Source organism: Pseudomonas sp. FG35 (assembly GCF_057809295.1).
In genome coordinates this window covers 313,152-329,804 of sequence record NZ_JBMDJR010000007.1, presented here as the reverse complement: position 1 = coordinate 329,804, position 16,653 = coordinate 313,152, and the positions used below count along the sequence as shown (strand labels likewise).

The following is a 16,653-nucleotide window of genomic DNA, read 5'->3' as shown; positions in this document are numbered from 1 at the left end:
AATTCCGAAACCCCAATTGCGAAAGCAGTTGGGGTTTTGTTTTGCCCGCAGGAAATTGGATTGTTTGAATTCTATGCAGCGGCCCGGTGCATGGCTATTATTCGGGCCTCATTCTGAGGCGAGACCTGCATGCTGACGTTGTTGAACCTTCTGAAGGATGGTCGATTCCATTCCGGTCAGGCTCTGGGGGCTGCCCTGGGAATTAGTCGAAGTGCGGTGTGGAAGCAGCTTCAGCACCTGGAGGCTGAGCTTGGGTTATCCATACATAAAGTTCGGGGGCGGGGCTATCAATTAGCCTCGCCATTGACTTTGCTTGACTCGCTCGAGATAGCGGAAAGTCTTCCTGGCTGGTCTGTCAGTATCTTTGATTCCGTCGACTCTACTAATGCTGAATCGTTGCGCGCGGTGGATCGGGGGCGGGCGGCTCCCTTTCTTGTACTGGCCGAGCTCCAAAGATCAGGGCGTGGGCGCAGGGGGCGTAAATGGGTTAGTCCGTTTGCTGAAAACCTCTATTACAGCCTCGTGTTGCGCATCGATGGTGGGATGCGTCAGCTTGAGGGGTTAAGTCTTGTTGTTGGTCTCGCGGTCATGCAGGCCTTGCATGCGCTTGGGGTGCCAGGTGCAGGGCTGAAATGGCCCAATGATGTATTGGTCGGGCGAAAAAAAATCGCCGGGATCCTGTTGGAGCTGGTTGGCGATCCGGCAGACGTGTGTCATGTAGTGTTGGGCATAGGCATTAATGTGAACATGCAAGCTACAGATGAAGTCGATCAGCAATGGACTTCAATGCGTCTGGAGTCGGGTAAATCTTGTGATCGCAATATTCTGGCGGTTGAGCTGAGTAAGCAGCTGCAACTCTATTTGCAGCGTCACCAATCGGGCGGCTTCTCTGTGCTTCGGGCGGAGTGGGAGGCGAGCCATTTGTGGCAGGGGCAGCCGGTTTCTCTCACTGCGGGGGTCAATCAAGTAGATGGTGTGGTGCTGGGAATCGATAATCAAGGCGCACTGCGGCTAAAGGTAGACGGTGTGGAAAAAGTCTTTAGTGGTGGTGAGCTCAGCTTGAGGTTGCGTGATGATTCTTGAGCTTGATTGTGGAAACAGCTTTATCAAGTGGCGTGTGCTGCGGGCTGAGGCGGGAGCCTTGATCGCGGAAGGAGTGGTCGACTCTGATGGCGCCTTGGTCGACAATCTAAGGTCGCTTGAGAAGGTATCTCTCGTCAAATGTCGCCTTGTTAGCGTAAGAACTGAAGATGAGACCAATTTGCTTATTGGCTTGCTTAAGCAGGAGTTCGGCATTTCCGTTGTCTGTGCGGCGCCCGCTCGCGAGATGTCCGGCGTAAAGAATGGTTACGACGATTATGAGCGCCTTGGCCTCGATCGTTGGCTTGCGATGCTTGGTGGTTTTCACCTGGCTAAAGGGGCTTGTCTGGTTCTAGATTTCGGGACGGCGGTGACCGCCGATTTTATCTCCGCGGACGGTGAGCATTTGGGAGGCTTCATTTGTCCCGGCATGCCGCTGATGCGTAATCAACTGCGTACCCATACTCGAAAAATTCGCTATGGAGATCTCGCGGCGGAGCGGGCATTGACGAGCCAGGCTCCGGGGCGCAATACAGTTGAGGCTGTAGAGCGTGGCTGTTCGTTGATGCTCAGAGGATTCGTGTTGACGCAGTTGGAGATGGCGCGTTCCTACTGGGGTGATGACTACCGAGTCTTCATCACCGGTGGTGATGCGGAGCTGGTCTCGGATGTCGCGCCTGAGGCTCGGGTTGTTTCCGATTTGGTGTTCGTGGGTTTGGCTATGGCGTGTCCTTTGTCCTGAGGTTTGTATGCGTTGGTTGTTCCTCCTGCTTCTGGTACTCAATGTGTTTTATTACGTCTGGCATCAGCAGGAGGCCCCTCTGCGCGCAAAGGATGTCACGCCGCTCAGTCTTTATCGTGGCTCGCAACAGGATATTCGCCTGTTGAGTGAGGCTGGAGGTGATGCTTCCCGTGAAAAAAGGACTGGGGGAAAGCCTGATGGGCAGTGCCTATATATAGGCGGCTTGGGTCTACCTGAGTCTGCTCAGGTGTTGGAACAGCGTTTGACGGAGCTTGGAGCAAAAGCTCTTCCTTCGTCAAAAGAGTCTTCCGGCGGCTCATATTGGTTCCAGATTACGCCCGAAACCCAGCGTTTGCTGGGTGATGCTCAGCTACAAAACCTTTCCAAGGAATTCAATGAGTTAAAACATAAAATAATGCTGTGCGAGGGGGTTGCACCTGCGGAATAGTTTGCATAGAATGGCGCCCGCTCCACAGCGAAGACCTGAAAAGGTTGATGCAGTGGGGTGGTGTCAATGCAGCTAACCTCAGGTTTTTAAATGAGAAAATGCTTGACAGAGGTTTGGCATGGTATAGAATGCCGGCCTGATTAGGAGGGGTTCCCGAGCGGCCAAAGGGATCAGACTGTAAATCTGACGTCTACGACTTCGAAGGTTCGAATCCTTCTCCCTCCACCAGATTTTAGCGTGAGCTGCAAGCTCCGCGGGTATAGTTTAGTGGTAGAACCTCAGCCTTCCAAGCTGATGATGCGGGTTCGATTCCCGCTACCCGCTCCAAGTTTGCAGGTTGTGCAAAGTGTTACGCTCTTGTAGCTCAGTTGGTAGAGCACACCCTTGGTAAGGGTGAGGTCAGCGGTTCAAATCCGCTCAAGAGCTCCATATAACAAGGCAGATATGAAAATATCTGCCTTTGTTTTAATGGCTCGTGTCGTTTGCTCAATTTCTTCTGTTAGGGGTGATATCGATGGCTAAGGAAAAATTTGATCGTTCCCTGCCGCACGTCAACGTTGGCACCATCGGTCACGTAGACCACGGTAAGACCACGCTGACCGCTGCTCTGACTCGCGTCTGCTCCGAAGTTTTCGGTTCGGCCGTAGTTGAATTCGACAAGATCGACAGCGCTCCAGAAGAAAAAGCTCGCGGTATCACCATCAACACCGCGCACGTTGAGTACAACTCGAACATTCGTCACTACGCTCACGTTGACTGCCCAGGTCACGCTGACTACGTGAAGAACATGATCACTGGTGCTGCGCAGATGGACGGCGCGATCCTGGTTTGCTCGGCCGCTGATGGTCCGATGCCACAAACTCGTGAGCACATCCTGCTGTCCCGTCAGGTAGGCGTTCCGTACATCGTGGTTTTCCTGAACAAGGCTGACCTGGTAGACGACGCTGAGCTGCTGGAACTGGTTGAGATGGAAGTTCGCGACCTGCTGTCCACCTACGACTTCCCAGGCGACGACACTCCTATCATCATCGGTTCGGCTCGTATGGCGCTGGAAGGCAAAGACGACAACGAAATGGGCACCACCGCTGTTAAGAAGCTGGTGGAAACTCTGGACAGCTACATCCCAGAGCCAGAGCGTGCTATCGACAAGCCATTCCTGATGCCAATCGAAGACGTATTCTCGATCTCGGGTCGCGGTACTGTTGTAACCGGTCGTATCGAGCGCGGTATCGTTCGCGTTCAAGACGCCCTGGAAATCGTTGGTCTGCGTGACACCACCACCACCACCTGCACCGGTGTTGAGATGTTCCGCAAGCTGCTGGACGAAGGTCGTGCTGGCGAGAACTGCGGCGTTCTGCTGCGTGGTACCAAGCGTGACGACGTTGAGCGTGGTCAGGTTCTGGTTAAGCCGGGTTCGGTTAAGCCGCACACCAAGTTCACCGCAGAAGTTTACGTTCTGAGCAAGGAAGAAGGCGGTCGTCACACTCCGTTCTTCAAAGGCTATCGTCCACAGTTCTACTTCCGTACTACTGACGTGACCGGTAACTGCGAGCTGCCAGAAGGCGTTGAAATGGTAATGCCAGGTGACAACATTCAGATGACTGTTACCCTGATCAAAACCATCGCTATGGAAGACGGTCTGCGTTTCGCAATCCGTGAAGGCGGCCGTACCGTTGGTGCTGGCGTCGTAGCCAAGATCATCGAGTAAACAGTTGTAATGTCTTTTTCAGGCCGGCATAATGGTCGGCCTGATTTTGTTTTAGGTCAGTAGCTCAATTGGCAGAGCGACGGTCTCCAAAACCGTAGGTTGGGGGTTCGATTCCCTCCTGACCTGCCAGATTCACTCGGTGTGTCTGGCTTTCTTTTCACAGGATCTTCATAGATGACTCCTAAAGCTGAAGCTCAAGGCTCTCGCTTCGATTTGCTCAAGTGGCTCGTCGTAGTCGCTTTGGTAATTGTTGGCGTTGTCGGCAATCAGTATTACGCTGCTTCGCCGATCCTGTACCGCGTACTCGCATTGCTTGTCATTGCTGCTGTAGCTGCCTTTGTAGGCCTGCAGACTGCCAAGGGCAAGTCTTTCTTTGTACTGGTTAAGGAAGCTCGCGCCGAGATTCGTAAAGTCGTATGGCCAACTCGCCAAGAAACGACGCAGACCACGCTTATTGTTGTGGCTGTTGTTCTGGTTATGGCGTTGCTGTTGTGGGGGCTTGATTCCCTGCTCGGCTGGCTTGTTTCCTTGATTGTCGGCTAAGGGTGTCCCGTGGCTAAGCGTTGGTACGTTGTGCATGCTTACTCGGGTTACGAGAAGCATGTCATGCGTTCGTTGATCGAGCGCGTAAAGCTGGCTGGCATGGAAGATGGCTTCGGCGAAATTCTGGTTCCCACTGAAGAAGTGGTTGAAATGCGTAATGGCCAGAAACGCAAAAGCGAGCGCAAATTCTTCCCAGGTTATGTGCTGGTTCAGATGGATATGAACGAGGGTACTTGGCACTTGGTCAAGGATACTCCTCGGGTGATGGGTTTTATCGGCGGTACTGCTGATAAGCCAGCGCCAATCACTGATAAAGAAGCTGAGGCGATTCTGCGTCGCGTTGCTGACGGTAGCGACAAGCCGAAGCCGAAGACGTTGTTTGAACCAGGCGAAACCGTTCGAGTCAACGACGGTCCGTTTGCTGACTTTAACGGTGTTGTTGAAGAAGTTAATTACGAAAAGAGCCGGATCCAAGTGGCAGTGCTCATTTTCGGACGCTCTACTCCGGTAGAGTTGGAGTTCAGTCAGGTCGAAAAGGTCTAACTGAGCAAGCATCCCAACCCCGCAGCCCTAGGCTGTGGGGTTTTGTCGTCACTGGGATAAACGCGCAAGTAACCGGGGAGCCTTTCGAGGCGTTCGAACCCGTAATTGGAGTGCCTCATGGCCAAGAAGATTACCGCTTACATCAAGCTGCAAGTGAAGGCCGCTCAGGCTAACCCAAGCCCACCTGTTGGTCCTGCTCTGGGTCAGCACGGCGTGAACATCATGGAATTCTGCAAAGCTTTCAACGCCCGTACCCAGGGTCTGGAAGCTGGTCTGCCGACTCCGGTGATCATCACTGTCTACAGCGACCGTAGCTTCACTTTCGAAACCAAATCCACCCCTGCTTCGGTACTGCTGAAGAAGGCGGCCGGTCTGACCAGCGGTTCCGCTCGTCCGAACACCGTTAAGGTTGGCACTGTTACCCGTGCTCAGCTGGAAGAAATCGCGAAAACCAAAAACGCGGATCTGACTGCAGCTGATATGGATGCAGCCGTGCGTACTATCGCCGGTTCTGCTCGTAGCATGGGCCTTAACGTGGAGGGTGTGTAATGGCTAAGCTGACCAAGCGTCAAAAGGCTATCGCCGGCAAAATCGAAGCAGGCAAGGCCTACAACATTGTAGACGCCGCTGCACTGCTGGCCGAGCTGTCGACTGTCAAGTTCAGCGAGTCGTTCGACGTAGCTGTAAACCTGGGCGTAGACCCGCGTAAATCCGACCAGGTCGTTCGTAGCGCTACCGTGCTGCCACACGGCACTGGCAAGACTGTTCGCGTTGCTGTGTTCACCCAGGGTCCAGCTGCTGAGGCCGCTCTGGCTGCCGGCGCTGACCGTGTAGGTATGGACGACCTGGCTGCCGAAATGAAAGGCGGCGACCTGAACTATGACGTAGTGATCGCATCCCCGGATGCCATGCGCGTTGTAGGTCAACTGGGTCAGATCCTCGGTCCACGTGGTCTGATGCCTAACCCGAAAGTCGGCACTGTTACCCCAGACGTCGCTACCGCGGTTAAAAATGCCAAGGCTGGTCAGGTTCGTTATCGCACCGACAAAAACGGCATCATCCACACTTCCGTTGGCAAGATCGGCTTCGATGCCGTCAAGCTGAAGGAAAACGTTGAAGCCCTGATCGCTGATCTGAAGCGTATCAAGCCAGCTTCTTCGAAAGGTATCTATGTCAAGCGCGTTACCCTGAGCACCACTATGGGCCCAGGTCTGGTCATCGACCAGAGCTCGCTGGACGCGTAAGACAAAAATTGGCGCAGTTGACTGCGCCAATTGAAAGATTGGGGTCCCTGCCTGGCGGGGGCTATCCAAGACCGTAGGCGACGCAAGTCTTAAACCTCAAGCCTACGCAGATGGTGCTCCCGGTTCCTTACCGAATCAGACACCAAAACGACATTCGGTTTCGATCGGATGAAACGGTAACAAGCAGGAGTTAAACCCGTGGCAATTAATCTCGAAGACAAGAAGGCCATCGTCGCTGAAGTCAACGAGGCTGCCAAAGTCGCTCTGTCCGCTGTCGTGGTTGATGCCCGTGGCGTAACAGTAGGCGCAATGACCGGACTCCGTAAAGAGGCTCGTGAAGCTGGCGTTTACGTACGTGTTGTACGTAACACCCTGCTCAAGCGCGCTGTTGCTGACACTCCTTACAGTGTCCTCAACGACGTGTTCACCGGCCCGACCCTGATTGCATTCTCCAACGAACACCCGGGCGCTGCTGCTCGTCTGTTCAAGGAATTTGCCAAGGGTCAGGATAAGTTCGAGATCAAGGCAGCTTCGTTCGAGGGCAAGTTCCTCGCAGCGAATGAGATCGACGTGCTGGCAAGCCTGCCAACTCGCGACGAAGCTATTGCGAAACTGATGAGCGTGATTCAAGGCGCTACCAGCAAGCTGGCTCGTACTCTGGCGGCAATTCGCGATCAGAAAGAAGCAGCTGCAGCCTGAGGCTGAGCGTTTCCACTCTCGCGTATTTTTGTTTATTTCGACGGCCGTACAGGCTGTCCACCAAATCAGGAATTGAGTCATGTCTCTGACTAACGAACAAATCATCGAAGCAATCGGCCAGAAAACCGTTCTGGAGGTTGTTGAGCTGATCAAGGCAATGGAAGAAACCTTCGGCGTGACCGCTGCTGTTGCTGCTGCTGGTCCAGCTGCTGCTGCCGCTGTTGTTGAAGAGCAAACCGAGTTCAACGTTGTTCTGGTTGAAGCCGGCGAGAAGAAAGTAAACGTGATCAAGGCAGTTCGTGAACTGACCGGTCTGGGCCTGAAAGAAGCCAAAGAGAAAGTCGACGGCGCTCCTCAGGTTGTAGCTGAGGGCGTTTCGAAAGAAGCTGCTGAAGACGCTAAGAAGAAGCTGGAAGAAGCAGGCGCTAAAGTCGAGCTGAAGTAAGCATCGACTTTGCTCCTCCAGCCCGAGCGTCAAGCGACAGGCTGATGGCTGGTGGCTCTTGCCACCGGCCTTTTTCCGTTATTGGCAGCCGACTGGGTCGGTGTCGATAACGAGCTGTAACCACCCGATGCGGTGGCGCAAACCATGGGGTTTGCACGATTTTCTGGCTGCTCCCGTCGGGAGGGGCCAAACAAGCAGGTGACCAAGCTGGGGAACGCTGATGGCTTACTCATATACTGAGAAAAAACGTATCCGCAAGGACTTTAGCAAGTTGCCGGACGTCATGGATGTGCCTTACCTCCTGGCCATCCAGCTGGATTCGTATCGTGAATTCTTGCAAGCGGGAGCGACTAAAGATCAGTTCCGCGACGTGGGCCTGCATGCGGCCTTCAAATCCGTTTTCCCGATCATCAGCTACTCCGGCAATGCTGCGCTGGAGTACGTCGGTTATCGCCTGGGCGATCCGGCATTTGATGTCAAAGAATGCGTATTGCGCGGTGTAACTTTCGCCGTACCTTTGCGGGTAAAAGTGCGCCTGATCATTTTCGACAAAGAATCGTCGAACAAAGCGATCAAGGACATCAAAGAGCAAGAAGTCTACATGGGTGAAATCCCATTGATGACTGAGAACGGTACCTTCGTAATCAACGGTACCGAGCGTGTTATCGTTTCCCAGCTGCACCGTTCCCCGGGCGTGTTCTTCGACCACGACCGTGGCAAGACGCACAGCTCCGGCAAGCTGCTGTACTCCGCGCGCATCATTCCTTACCGCGGTTCGTGGCTGGACTTCGAGTTCGACCCGAAAGACTGTGTATTCGTGCGTATCGACCGTCGTCGCAAGCTGCCGGCCTCGGTACTGCTGCGCGCGCTCGGTTATACCACCGAGGAAGTGCTGGACGCGTTCTACACTACCAACGTATTCCACGTGAAAGGCGAAGGCCTGAGCCTGGAGCTGGTACCTCAGCGTCTGCGTGGTGAAGTTGCGGTTCTCGATATCCAGGACGACAAAGGCAAGGTGATCGTTGAGCAGGGCCGTCGTATTACTGCCCGCCACATCAACCAGCTGGAAAAAGCCGGGATCAAAGAGCTGGACGTGCCTCTGGACTACGTTCTGGGTCGTACCACCGCCAAGGCCATCGTGCACCCGGCTACCGGTGAGATCCTGGCAGAGTGCAACACCGAGCTTTCGACCGAGATCCTGGCGAAAATCGCCAAGGCCGGCGTCGTACGCATCGAAACTCTGTACACCAACGACATCGACTGCGGTCCGTTCGTCTCCGACACGCTGAAGATCGACTCCACCAGCAACCAATTGGAAGCGCTGGTCGAGATCTATCGCATGATGCGTCCAGGCGAGCCGCCAACCAAAGACGCTGCCGAGACCCTGTTCAACAACCTGTTCTTCAGCCCTGAGCGCTATGACCTGTCTGCGGTCGGCCGGATGAAGTTCAACCGTCGTATCGGTCGTACCGAGATTGAAGGTTCGGGCGTGCTGTGCAAGGAAGACATCGTCGCGGTACTGAAGACTCTGGTCGACATCCGTAACGGTAAAGGCATCGTCGACGACATCGACCACCTGGGTAACCGTCGTGTTCGCTGCGTAGGCGAAATGGCCGAGAACCAGTTCCGCGTTGGCCTGGTACGTGTTGAGCGTGCGGTCAAAGAGCGTCTGTCGATGGCTGAAAGCGAAGGCCTGATGCCGCAAGATCTGATCAACGCCAAGCCAGTGGCTGCGGCGGTGAAAGAGTTCTTCGGTTCCAGCCAGCTGTCGCAGTTCATGGACCAGAACAACCCGCTGTCCGAGATCACCCACAAGCGTCGTGTCTCTGCACTCGGCCCTGGCGGTCTGACTCGTGAGCGCGCGGGCTTCGAAGTCCGTGACGTACACCCGACTCACTATGGTCGTGTCTGTCCGATTGAAACGCCGGAAGGTCCGAACATCGGTCTGATCAACTCCCTGGCTGCTTACGCTCGCACCAACCAGTACGGCTTCCTCGAGAGCCCGTACCGCGTGGTGAAAGAGGGTGTGGTCACCGACGACATCGTGTTCCTGTCCGCCATTGAAGAAGCCGATCACGTGATCGCGCAGGCTTCGGCGACCATGAACGAGCAGAAAGTCCTGATCGACGAACTGGTGGCCGTGCGTCACCTGAACGAATTCACCGTCAAGGCGCCGGAAGACGTCACCTTGATGGACGTTTCGCCGAAGCAGGTAGTTTCGGTTGCAGCGTCGCTGATTCCGTTCCTCGAGCATGACGACGCCAACCGTGCGTTGATGGGTTCGAACATGCAGCGTCAGGCTGTACCAACCCTGCGTGCTGACAAGCCGCTGGTCGGTACCGGCATGGAGCGTAACGTGGCTCGCGACTCCGGCGTTTGCGTCGTGGCTCGTCGCGGCGGCGTGATCGACTCCGTTGATGCCAGCCGTATCGTGGTTCGCGTTGCTGATGACGAAGTTGAAACCGGCGAAGCTGGTGTCGACATCTACAACCTGACCAAATACACCCGCTCGAACCAGAACACCTGCATCAACCAGCGTCCGCTGGTGAGCAAGGGGGATCGTGTTCAGCGTGGCGACATCATGGCCGACGGCCCGTCCACCGACATGGGTGAATTGGCTCTGGGTCAGAACATGCGCATCGCGTTCATGGCATGGAACGGATTCAACTTCGAAGACTCCATCTGCCTGTCCGAGCGTGTAGTTCAGGAAGACCGTTTCACCACGATCCACATTCAGGAACTGACCTGTGTGGCACGTGACACCAAGCTTGGCCCAGAGGAAATCACTGCGGACATCCCTAATGTGGGTGAAGCTGCGCTGAACAAGCTGGACGAAGCCGGTATCGTTTACGTAGGTGCTGAAGTTGGCGCAGGCGACATCCTGGTAGGCAAGGTCACTCCGAAAGGCGAGACCCAACTGACTCCGGAAGAAAAACTGCTGCGCGCAATCTTCGGTGAAAAAGCCAGCGACGTTAAAGACACTTCCCTGCGCGTGCCAACGGGCACCAAAGGTACTGTCATCGACGTACAGGTCTTCACGCGTGACGGCGTTGAGCGTGATGCTCGTGCGCTGTCGATCGAGAAGTCCCAGCTGGACGAGATCCGCAAGGATCTGAACGAAGAGTTCCGCATCGTTGAAGGCGCGACCTTCGAGCGTCTGCGTTCCGCTCTGGTAGGCCACAAGGCTGAAGGCGGCGCCGGCCTGAAGAAAGGTCAGGACATCACCGACGAAGTACTCGACGGTCTTGAGCATGGTCAGTGGTTCAAACTGCGCATGGCTGAAGATGCTCTGAACGAGCAGCTCGAGAAGGCTCAGGCCTACATCGTTGATCGTCGCCGTCTGCTGGACGACAAGTTCGAAGACAAGAAGCGCAAACTGCAGCAGGGCGATGACCTGGCTCCAGGCGTGCTGAAGATCGTCAAGGTTTACCTGGCAATCCGTCGTCGCATCCAGCCGGGCGACAAGATGGCCGGTCGTCACGGTAACAAAGGTGTGGTCTCCGTGATCATGCCGGTTGAAGACATGCCGCACGATGCCAATGGCACCCCGGTCGACGTGGTCCTCAACCCGCTGGGCGTACCTTCGCGTATGAACGTTGGTCAGATCCTTGAAACCCACCTGGGCCTCGCGGCCAAAGGTCTGGGCGAGAAGATCAACCGGATGGTCGAAGAGCAGCGCAAAGTCGCTGAACTGCGTACCTTCCTGGACGAGATCTACAACCAGATCGGCGGTCGTAACGAAGATCTGGACAGCTTCTCCGATCAGGAAATCCTGGATCTGGCGAAGAACCTGCGTGGCGGTGTTCCAATGGCCACTCCAGTGTTCGACGGTGCCAAGGAAAGCGAAATCAAGGCCATGCTGAAACTGGCAGACCTGCCAGAAAGCGGCCAGATGCAGCTGACCGACGGCCGTACCGGCAACAAGTTCGAGCGTCCAGTTACCGTTGGCTACATGTACATGCTGAAGCTGAACCACTTGGTAGACGACAAGATGCACGCGCGTTCTACCGGTTCGTACAGCCTGGTTACCCAGCAGCCGCTGGGTGGTAAGGCGCAGTTCGGTGGTCAGCGTTTCGGGGAGATGGAGGTCTGGGCACTGGAAGCATACGGTGCTGCTTACACTCTGCAAGAAATGCTCACAGTGAAGTCGGACGATGTGAACGGCCGGACCAAGATGTACAAAAACATCGTGGACGGCGATCACCGTATGGAGCCGGGCATGCCCGAGTCCTTCAACGTGTTGATCAAGGAAATTCGTTCCCTCGGCATCGATATCGATCTGGAAACCGAATAACACGTGACGCGATCGAGAGCGGGGCAGGATTGCCCGCTCTCTGCTCCGCCAGGAGGAAAGGCCTTGAAAGACCTACTGAATTTGCTGAAAAACCAGGGTCAAGTCGAAGAGTTCGACGCCATCCGTATCGGATTGGCCTCGCCTGAGATGATCCGCTCGTGGTCGTTCGGTGAAGTTAAAAAGCCGGAAACCATCAACTACCGTACGTTCAAACCTGAGCGTGACGGTCTGTTCTGCGCCAAGATCTTTGGCCCGGTAAAGGATTACGAGTGCCTGTGCGGTAAGTACAAGCGCTTGAAGCACCGTGGTGTGATCTGCGAGAAGTGCGGTGTTGAAGTTGCACTGGCCAAGGTTCGTCGTGAGCGCATGGCGCACATCGAACTGGCTTCGCCGGTTGCCCACATCTGGTTCCTGAAATCGCTGCCGTCCCGCATCGGCCTGCTGATGGACATGACCCTGCGTGATATCGAACGCGTTCTCTACTTCGAGAGCTATGTCGTTATCGACCCGGGCATGACCACTCTTGAAAAAGGTCAGCTGCTGAACGACGAGCAGTACTTCGAAGCGCTGGAAGAATTCGGTGACGATTTCGACGCCCGTATGGGTGCTGAGGCTGTCCGTGAACTGCTGCACGCTATCGACCTGGAACACGAGATTGGCCGTCTGCGTGAAGAAATTCCGCAAACCAACTCCGAAACCAAGATCAAGAAGCTGTCCAAGCGTCTGAAGTTGATGGAAGCCTTCCAAGGTTCCGGCAACCTGCCAGAGTGGATGGTGCTGACCGTTCTGCCGGTTCTGCCGCCAGATCTGCGTCCACTGGTCCCGCTGGATGGCGGTCGTTTCGCGACTTCCGACCTCAACGATCTGTATCGTCGAGTGATCAACCGTAACAACCGTTTGAAGCGCCTGCTGGATCTGTCCGCTCCTGACATCATCGTGCGCAACGAAAAGCGTATGTTGCAGGAAGCTGTCGATGCACTGCTCGACAACGGTCGTCGTGGCCGCGCTATCACCGGTTCGAACAAGCGTCCTCTGAAATCCCTGGCTGACATGATCAAGGGTAAGCAAGGTCGTTTCCGTCAGAACTTGCTCGGTAAGCGTGTTGACTACTCGGGTCGTTCGGTAATTACCGTAGGTCCGACCCTGCGTCTGCATCAGTGCGGTCTGCCGAAGAAGATGGCTCTCGAGCTGTTCAAACCGTTCATTTTCGGCAAGCTGGAAATGCGTGGTCTGGCGACCACCATCAAAGCGGCCAAGAAAATGGTCGAGCGCGAACTGCCAGAGGTTTGGGATGTTCTCGCTGAAGTGATTCGCGAACACCCGGTTCTTCTCAACCGTGCACCGACCCTTCACCGTCTGGGTATCCAGGCGTTTGAACCGGTACTGATCGAAGGTAAGGCTATCCAGCTGCACCCTCTGGTCTGCGCCGCGTACAACGCTGACTTCGACGGCGACCAAATGGCCGTGCACGTACCGCTGACGCTGGAAGCCCAGCTCGAAGCGCGTGCGTTGATGATGTCGACCAACAACATTCTGTCGCCAGCCAACGGTGAGCCAATCATCGTTCCGTCGCAGGACGTTGTATTGGGTCTGTACTACATGACTCGTGAAGCCATCAACGCCAAGGGCGAAGGTCGTGTGTTCGCGGATCTGCAGGAAGTTGACCGTGTGTTCCGTGCCGGCGAAGCCGCACTGCACGCCAAGATCAAGGTTCGTATCAACGAAACCGTGAACGATCGTGACGGCAACAGCGTGAACAACACTCGTATCGTCGACACCACTGTCGGCCGTGCGCTGCTGTTCCAGGTTGTGCCAAAAGGTCTGTCGTTCGACGTCGTCAACCTGCCGATGAAGAAAAAGGCGATCTCCAAGCTGATCAACCAGTGCTACCGCGTGGTTGGTCTGAAAGAGACCGTGATCTTCGCTGACCAGTTGATGTACACCGGTTTTGCCTATTCGACCATTTCCGGCGTTTCCATCGGTGTTAACGATTTCGTTATCCCGGATGAAAAAGCCCGCATCATCGGTGCTGCCACCGACGAAGTGAAAGAAATCGAGAGCCAGTACGCCTCCGGCCTGGTAACCCAGGGCGAGAAGTACAACAAAGTGATCGACCTTTGGTCGAAAGCGAACGACGAAGTCTCCAAGGCGATGATGGCCAACCTCTCGAAAGAGAAAGTCATCGACCGTCACGGCGACGAAGTCGAGCAAGAATCGTTCAACTCGATGTACATGATGGCCGACTCGGGTGCGCGGGGTTCCGCAGCACAGATTCGTCAGCTGGCCGGTATGCGTGGTCTGATGGCCAAGCCGGACGGTTCCATCATTGAAACGCCGATTACTGCGAACTTCCGTGAAGGTCTGAGCGTACTCCAGTACTTCATCTCGACTCACGGTGCTCGTAAAGGTCTGGCGGATACCGCGTTGAAAACTGCGAACTCCGGTTACCTGACTCGTCGTCTGGTAGACGTGGCGCAGGATCTGGTCGTGACCGAGATCGATTGCGGCACCGAACACGGTCTGCTGATGACTCCGCACATTGAAGGCGGTGACGTTGTAGAGCCGTTGGGTGAGCGCGTATTGGGTCGTGTCATTGCCCGTGACGTATTCAAGCCGGGTACCGAGGACGTCATCGTTCCTGCTGGCACTCTGGTAGACGAGAAGTGGGTCGAGTTCATCGAGCTGAACAGCATCGACGAAGTGATCGTGCGTTCGCCGATCAGCTGCGAAACCCGCTATGGCATTTGCGCCAAGTGCTACGGCCGTGATCTCGCTCGTGGTCACCAGGTGAACATCGGTGAAGCGGTCGGCGTTATCGCTGCCCAGTCCATCGGTGAGCCGGGTACCCAGCTGACGATGCGTACGTTCCACATCGGTGGTGCGGCAAGCCGTACTTCCGCAGCCGACAGCGTTCAGGTGAAGAATGGCGGTACCGTCCGTCTGCACAACCTGAAACACGTTGAGCGTGTGGATGGCAACCTGGTTGCTGTGTCCCGTTCCGGTGAGCTGGCAATCGCTGACGACTTCGGTCGTGAGCGCGAGCGTTACAAGCTGCCGTACGGTGCCGTGATTTCGGTTAAAGAAGGTGACAAGGTCGACGCTGGCGCAATCGTGGCCAAGTGGGATCCGCACACTCACCCGATCGTTACCGAAATGAAAGGTACCGTGACCTACGTGGGCATGGAAGAAGGCATCACGATCAAGCGTCAGACTGACGAATTGACCGGTATGACCAACATTGAAGTACTCGATGCCAAAGACCGTCCGGCTGCCGGCAAGGACATTCGTCCTGCGGTGAAGATGGTTGATGACAACGGCAAGGATCTGTTGCTGCCAGGCACTGACGTTATCGCTCAGTACTTCCTGCCAGCCAACGCCCTGGTCGGTGTTGCGGACGGTGCGAAGATTGCGATCGGTGATGTTATCGCTCGTATCCCGCAAGAAACTTCGAAAACCCGTGACATCACCGGTGGTCTGCCGCGTGTTGCCGACCTGTTCGAAGCCCGTCGTCCGAAAGAAGCGTCGATTCTGGCTGAAGTCAGCGGCACCATCGCGTTCGGTAAAGAGACCAAAGGCAAGCGCCGTCTGGTCATTACCCCGAACGACGGTAGTGATCCGTATGAAGAGCTGATTCCGAAGTGGCGTCACCTGAACGTGTTCGAAGGCGAACAGGTAAACCGCGGCGAAGTTATCTCCGACGGTCCGAGCGATCCGCACGACATCCTGCGTCTGCTGGGTGTGAGCGCGCTGGCCAAGTACATCGTCAACGAGATCCAGGACGTTTACCGTCTGCAAGGCGTGAAGATCAACGACAAGCACATCGAGACCATCCTGCGTCAGATGCTGCGTAAGGTTGAGATCTCCGAGTCTGGCGATTCCAGCTTCATCAAGGGCGACCAGATGGAACTGACTCACGTTCTGGTAGAGAACGAGCGTCTGAACGCGGAAGACAAGTTTGTCTCCAAGTTCACCCGCGTTCTGCTGGGTATCACCAAGGCGTCGTTGTCGACCGAATCGTTCATCTCGGCGGCTTCCTTCCAGGAAACCACCCGCGTGCTGACCGAGGCGGCCGTAACCGGCAAGCGCGATTACCTGCGCGGCCTGAAAGAAAACGTGGTCGTGGGTCGTCTGATCCCGGCTGGTACCGGTCTGGCTTATCACAGTGAGCGCAAGCGTCGTCGTGATGCAGACAAGCCGTTGCGCGTAAGCGCCAGTGAAGTGGAAGCTGCACTGACCGAAGCGCTGAACTCGAGCGGTAACTGAGTTCTGCGAAAAATGAGCTGAGGCCCTGATCAAGCCGTTCATCGAGTCGAGACAATTTGTCGAGGTTCGACGAGCGGGGAGGTCGGGGCCTTGCCTTGACTGGGGACAAGATCCTCTTTAGACTCTTGATCCCCTAAATTTGGCGGGAATTCGTTCCTGCCATTTTGCTTTTCTTGCAAGACAATAGCGTCGCAAGACAACAGTGGAGCTAGTAGATGGCAACTATCAACCAGCTGGTACGTCAGCCGCGTAAGCGTATCGTCGAGAAATCCGACGTGCCTGCGCTGCAGAACTGCCCGCAACGTCGTGGTGTGTGCACCCGTGTGTACACCACTACGCCGAAAAAACCTAACTCGGCACTGCGTAAAGTATGCCGTGTGCGTCTGACCAACGGTTTCGAGGTTTCCTCGTACATCGGTGGTGAAGGCCACAACCTGCAAGAGCACAGCGTGGTACTGATCCGCGGCGGTCGTGTAAAAGACTTGCCAGGTGTTCGTTACCACACCGTTCGCGGCTCCTTGGATACTTCCGGCGTTAAAGGCCGTAACCAGGGTCGTTCGAAGTACGGTACCAAGCGTCCGAAGTAATCGGCCGTTTTGCAGATTTTCATTTTATTGAGTCGATAAGAGTAAGGTCGGGCGCGC

13 protein-coding genes and 4 tRNA genes are annotated in these 16,653 nt (G+C 55.5%); all 17 read left to right on the top strand.

Annotated features, from left to right (window positions below):
* Positions 1-129: 129 nt before the first annotated feature.
* The 17 genes from birA (at position 130) to rpsL (ending at position 16,596) form a co-directional block, all read left to right on the top strand.
* On the top strand, positions 130-1,083 hold the full coding sequence (birA, locus tag ACODTD_RS16675) for a bifunctional biotin--[acetyl-CoA-carboxylase] ligase/biotin operon repressor BirA (protein WP_011336178.1): 954 nt from the start codon (positions 130-132) through the stop codon (positions 1,081-1,083).
* Positions 1,073-1,822 carry a pantothenate kinase gene (locus ACODTD_RS16670; protein ID WP_011336177.1) on the top strand — a complete coding sequence of 250 codons (750 nt, stop codon included), beginning with the start codon at positions 1,073-1,075 and terminating at the stop codon, positions 1,820-1,822. Before birA ends, ACODTD_RS16670 begins: the two co-directional genes overlap by 11 nt.
* A gap of 7 nt (positions 1,823-1,829) precedes the next feature.
* Positions 1,830-2,270, top strand: coding sequence for a hypothetical protein (locus tag ACODTD_RS16665; protein WP_011336176.1), 441 nt, complete (start codon positions 1,830-1,832; stop codon positions 2,268-2,270).
* Between the two features lie 143 nt (positions 2,271-2,413).
* A tRNA-Tyr gene (locus ACODTD_RS16660) sits at positions 2,414-2,498 on the top strand.
* Between the two features lie 25 nt (positions 2,499-2,523).
* Positions 2,524-2,597: transfer RNA gene (locus ACODTD_RS16655), tRNA-Gly, on the top strand.
* Between the two features lie 26 nt (positions 2,598-2,623).
* A tRNA-Thr gene (locus ACODTD_RS16650) sits at positions 2,624-2,699 on the top strand.
* Positions 2,700-2,784: 85 nt separating this feature from the next.
* Positions 2,785-3,978: an elongation factor Tu gene (gene tuf / locus ACODTD_RS16645; protein WP_010220303.1), complete on the top strand. Its 1,194-nt coding sequence runs from the start codon at positions 2,785-2,787 to the stop codon at positions 3,976-3,978.
* A gap of 53 nt (positions 3,979-4,031) precedes the next feature.
* Positions 4,032-4,107, top strand: a tRNA-Trp gene (locus tag ACODTD_RS16640).
* A gap of 45 nt (positions 4,108-4,152) precedes the next feature.
* Positions 4,153-4,521 (top strand): preprotein translocase subunit SecE, encoded by a 369-nt coding sequence (gene secE / locus ACODTD_RS16635; protein WP_489105027.1) that lies wholly within the window; start codon positions 4,153-4,155, stop codon positions 4,519-4,521.
* A gap of 9 nt (positions 4,522-4,530) precedes the next feature.
* Positions 4,531-5,064, top strand: a complete 534-nt coding sequence (gene nusG, locus ACODTD_RS16630) for a transcription termination/antitermination protein NusG (RefSeq protein WP_007957598.1) — start codon at positions 4,531-4,533, stop codon at positions 5,062-5,064.
* A gap of 117 nt (positions 5,065-5,181) precedes the next feature.
* A complete protein-coding gene (gene rplK, locus ACODTD_RS16625; protein ID WP_003228756.1) occupies positions 5,182-5,613 on the top strand; it encodes a 50S ribosomal protein L11 in 432 nt (143 codons plus the stop codon).
* Entirely contained in the window at positions 5,613-6,308 is a 696-nt protein-coding gene (rplA, locus tag ACODTD_RS16620) for a 50S ribosomal protein L1 (protein ID WP_003228754.1), read from the top strand. The genes rplK and rplA overlap by 1 nt, the downstream gene beginning before the upstream one ends.
* A gap of 198 nt (positions 6,309-6,506) precedes the next feature.
* Positions 6,507-7,007: a 50S ribosomal protein L10 gene (gene rplJ, locus ACODTD_RS16615; protein WP_007957597.1), complete on the top strand. Its 501-nt coding sequence runs from the start codon at positions 6,507-6,509 to the stop codon at positions 7,005-7,007.
* Between the two features lie 79 nt (positions 7,008-7,086).
* Positions 7,087-7,452: a 50S ribosomal protein L7/L12 gene (gene rplL / locus ACODTD_RS16610; RefSeq protein ID WP_007957596.1), complete on the top strand. Its 366-nt coding sequence runs from the start codon at positions 7,087-7,089 to the stop codon at positions 7,450-7,452.
* Positions 7,453-7,672: 220 nt separating this feature from the next.
* Positions 7,673-11,746: a DNA-directed RNA polymerase subunit beta gene (rpoB, locus tag ACODTD_RS16605; protein ID WP_221615940.1), complete on the top strand. Its 4,074-nt coding sequence runs from the start codon at positions 7,673-7,675 to the stop codon at positions 11,744-11,746.
* Between the two features lie 63 nt (positions 11,747-11,809).
* Complete coding sequence (gene rpoC / locus ACODTD_RS16600; protein WP_007957594.1) at positions 11,810-16,009, top strand: DNA-directed RNA polymerase subunit beta'; 4,200 nt, start codon at positions 11,810-11,812, stop codon at positions 16,007-16,009.
* A gap of 215 nt (positions 16,010-16,224) precedes the next feature.
* A complete protein-coding gene (gene rpsL, locus ACODTD_RS16595; protein ID WP_003186084.1) occupies positions 16,225-16,596 on the top strand; it encodes a 30S ribosomal protein S12 in 372 nt (123 codons plus the stop codon).
* Positions 16,597-16,653 lie beyond the last annotated feature (57 nt).

What these genes read in the sequence shown, in the direction of transcription:
- birA (WP_011336178.1), top strand. Translation starts at nt 130, where the DNA reads ATGCTGACGTTGTTGAACCTTCTGAAGGATGGTCGATTCCATTCCGGT.
- rplK (WP_003228756.1), top strand. Translation starts at nt 5,182, where the DNA reads ATGGCCAAGAAGATTACCGCTTACATCAAGCTGCAAGTGAAGGCCGCT.
- rpsL (WP_003186084.1), top strand. Translation starts at nt 16,225, where the DNA reads ATGGCAACTATCAACCAGCTGGTACGTCAGCCGCGTAAGCGTATCGTC.
- secE (WP_489105027.1), top strand. Translation starts at nt 4,153, where the DNA reads ATGACTCCTAAAGCTGAAGCTCAAGGCTCTCGCTTCGATTTGCTCAAG.
- tuf (WP_010220303.1), top strand. Translation starts at nt 2,785, where the DNA reads ATGGCTAAGGAAAAATTTGATCGTTCCCTGCCGCACGTCAACGTTGGC.
- ACODTD_RS16670 (WP_011336177.1), top strand. Translation starts at nt 1,073, where the DNA reads ATGATTCTTGAGCTTGATTGTGGAAACAGCTTTATCAAGTGGCGTGTG.
- rpoB (WP_221615940.1), top strand. Translation starts at nt 7,673, where the DNA reads ATGGCTTACTCATATACTGAGAAAAAACGTATCCGCAAGGACTTTAGC.
- ACODTD_RS16665 (WP_011336176.1), top strand. Translation starts at nt 1,830, where the DNA reads ATGCGTTGGTTGTTCCTCCTGCTTCTGGTACTCAATGTGTTTTATTAC.
- rplA (WP_003228754.1), top strand. Translation starts at nt 5,613, where the DNA reads ATGGCTAAGCTGACCAAGCGTCAAAAGGCTATCGCCGGCAAAATCGAA.
- rplL (WP_007957596.1), top strand. Translation starts at nt 7,087, where the DNA reads ATGTCTCTGACTAACGAACAAATCATCGAAGCAATCGGCCAGAAAACC.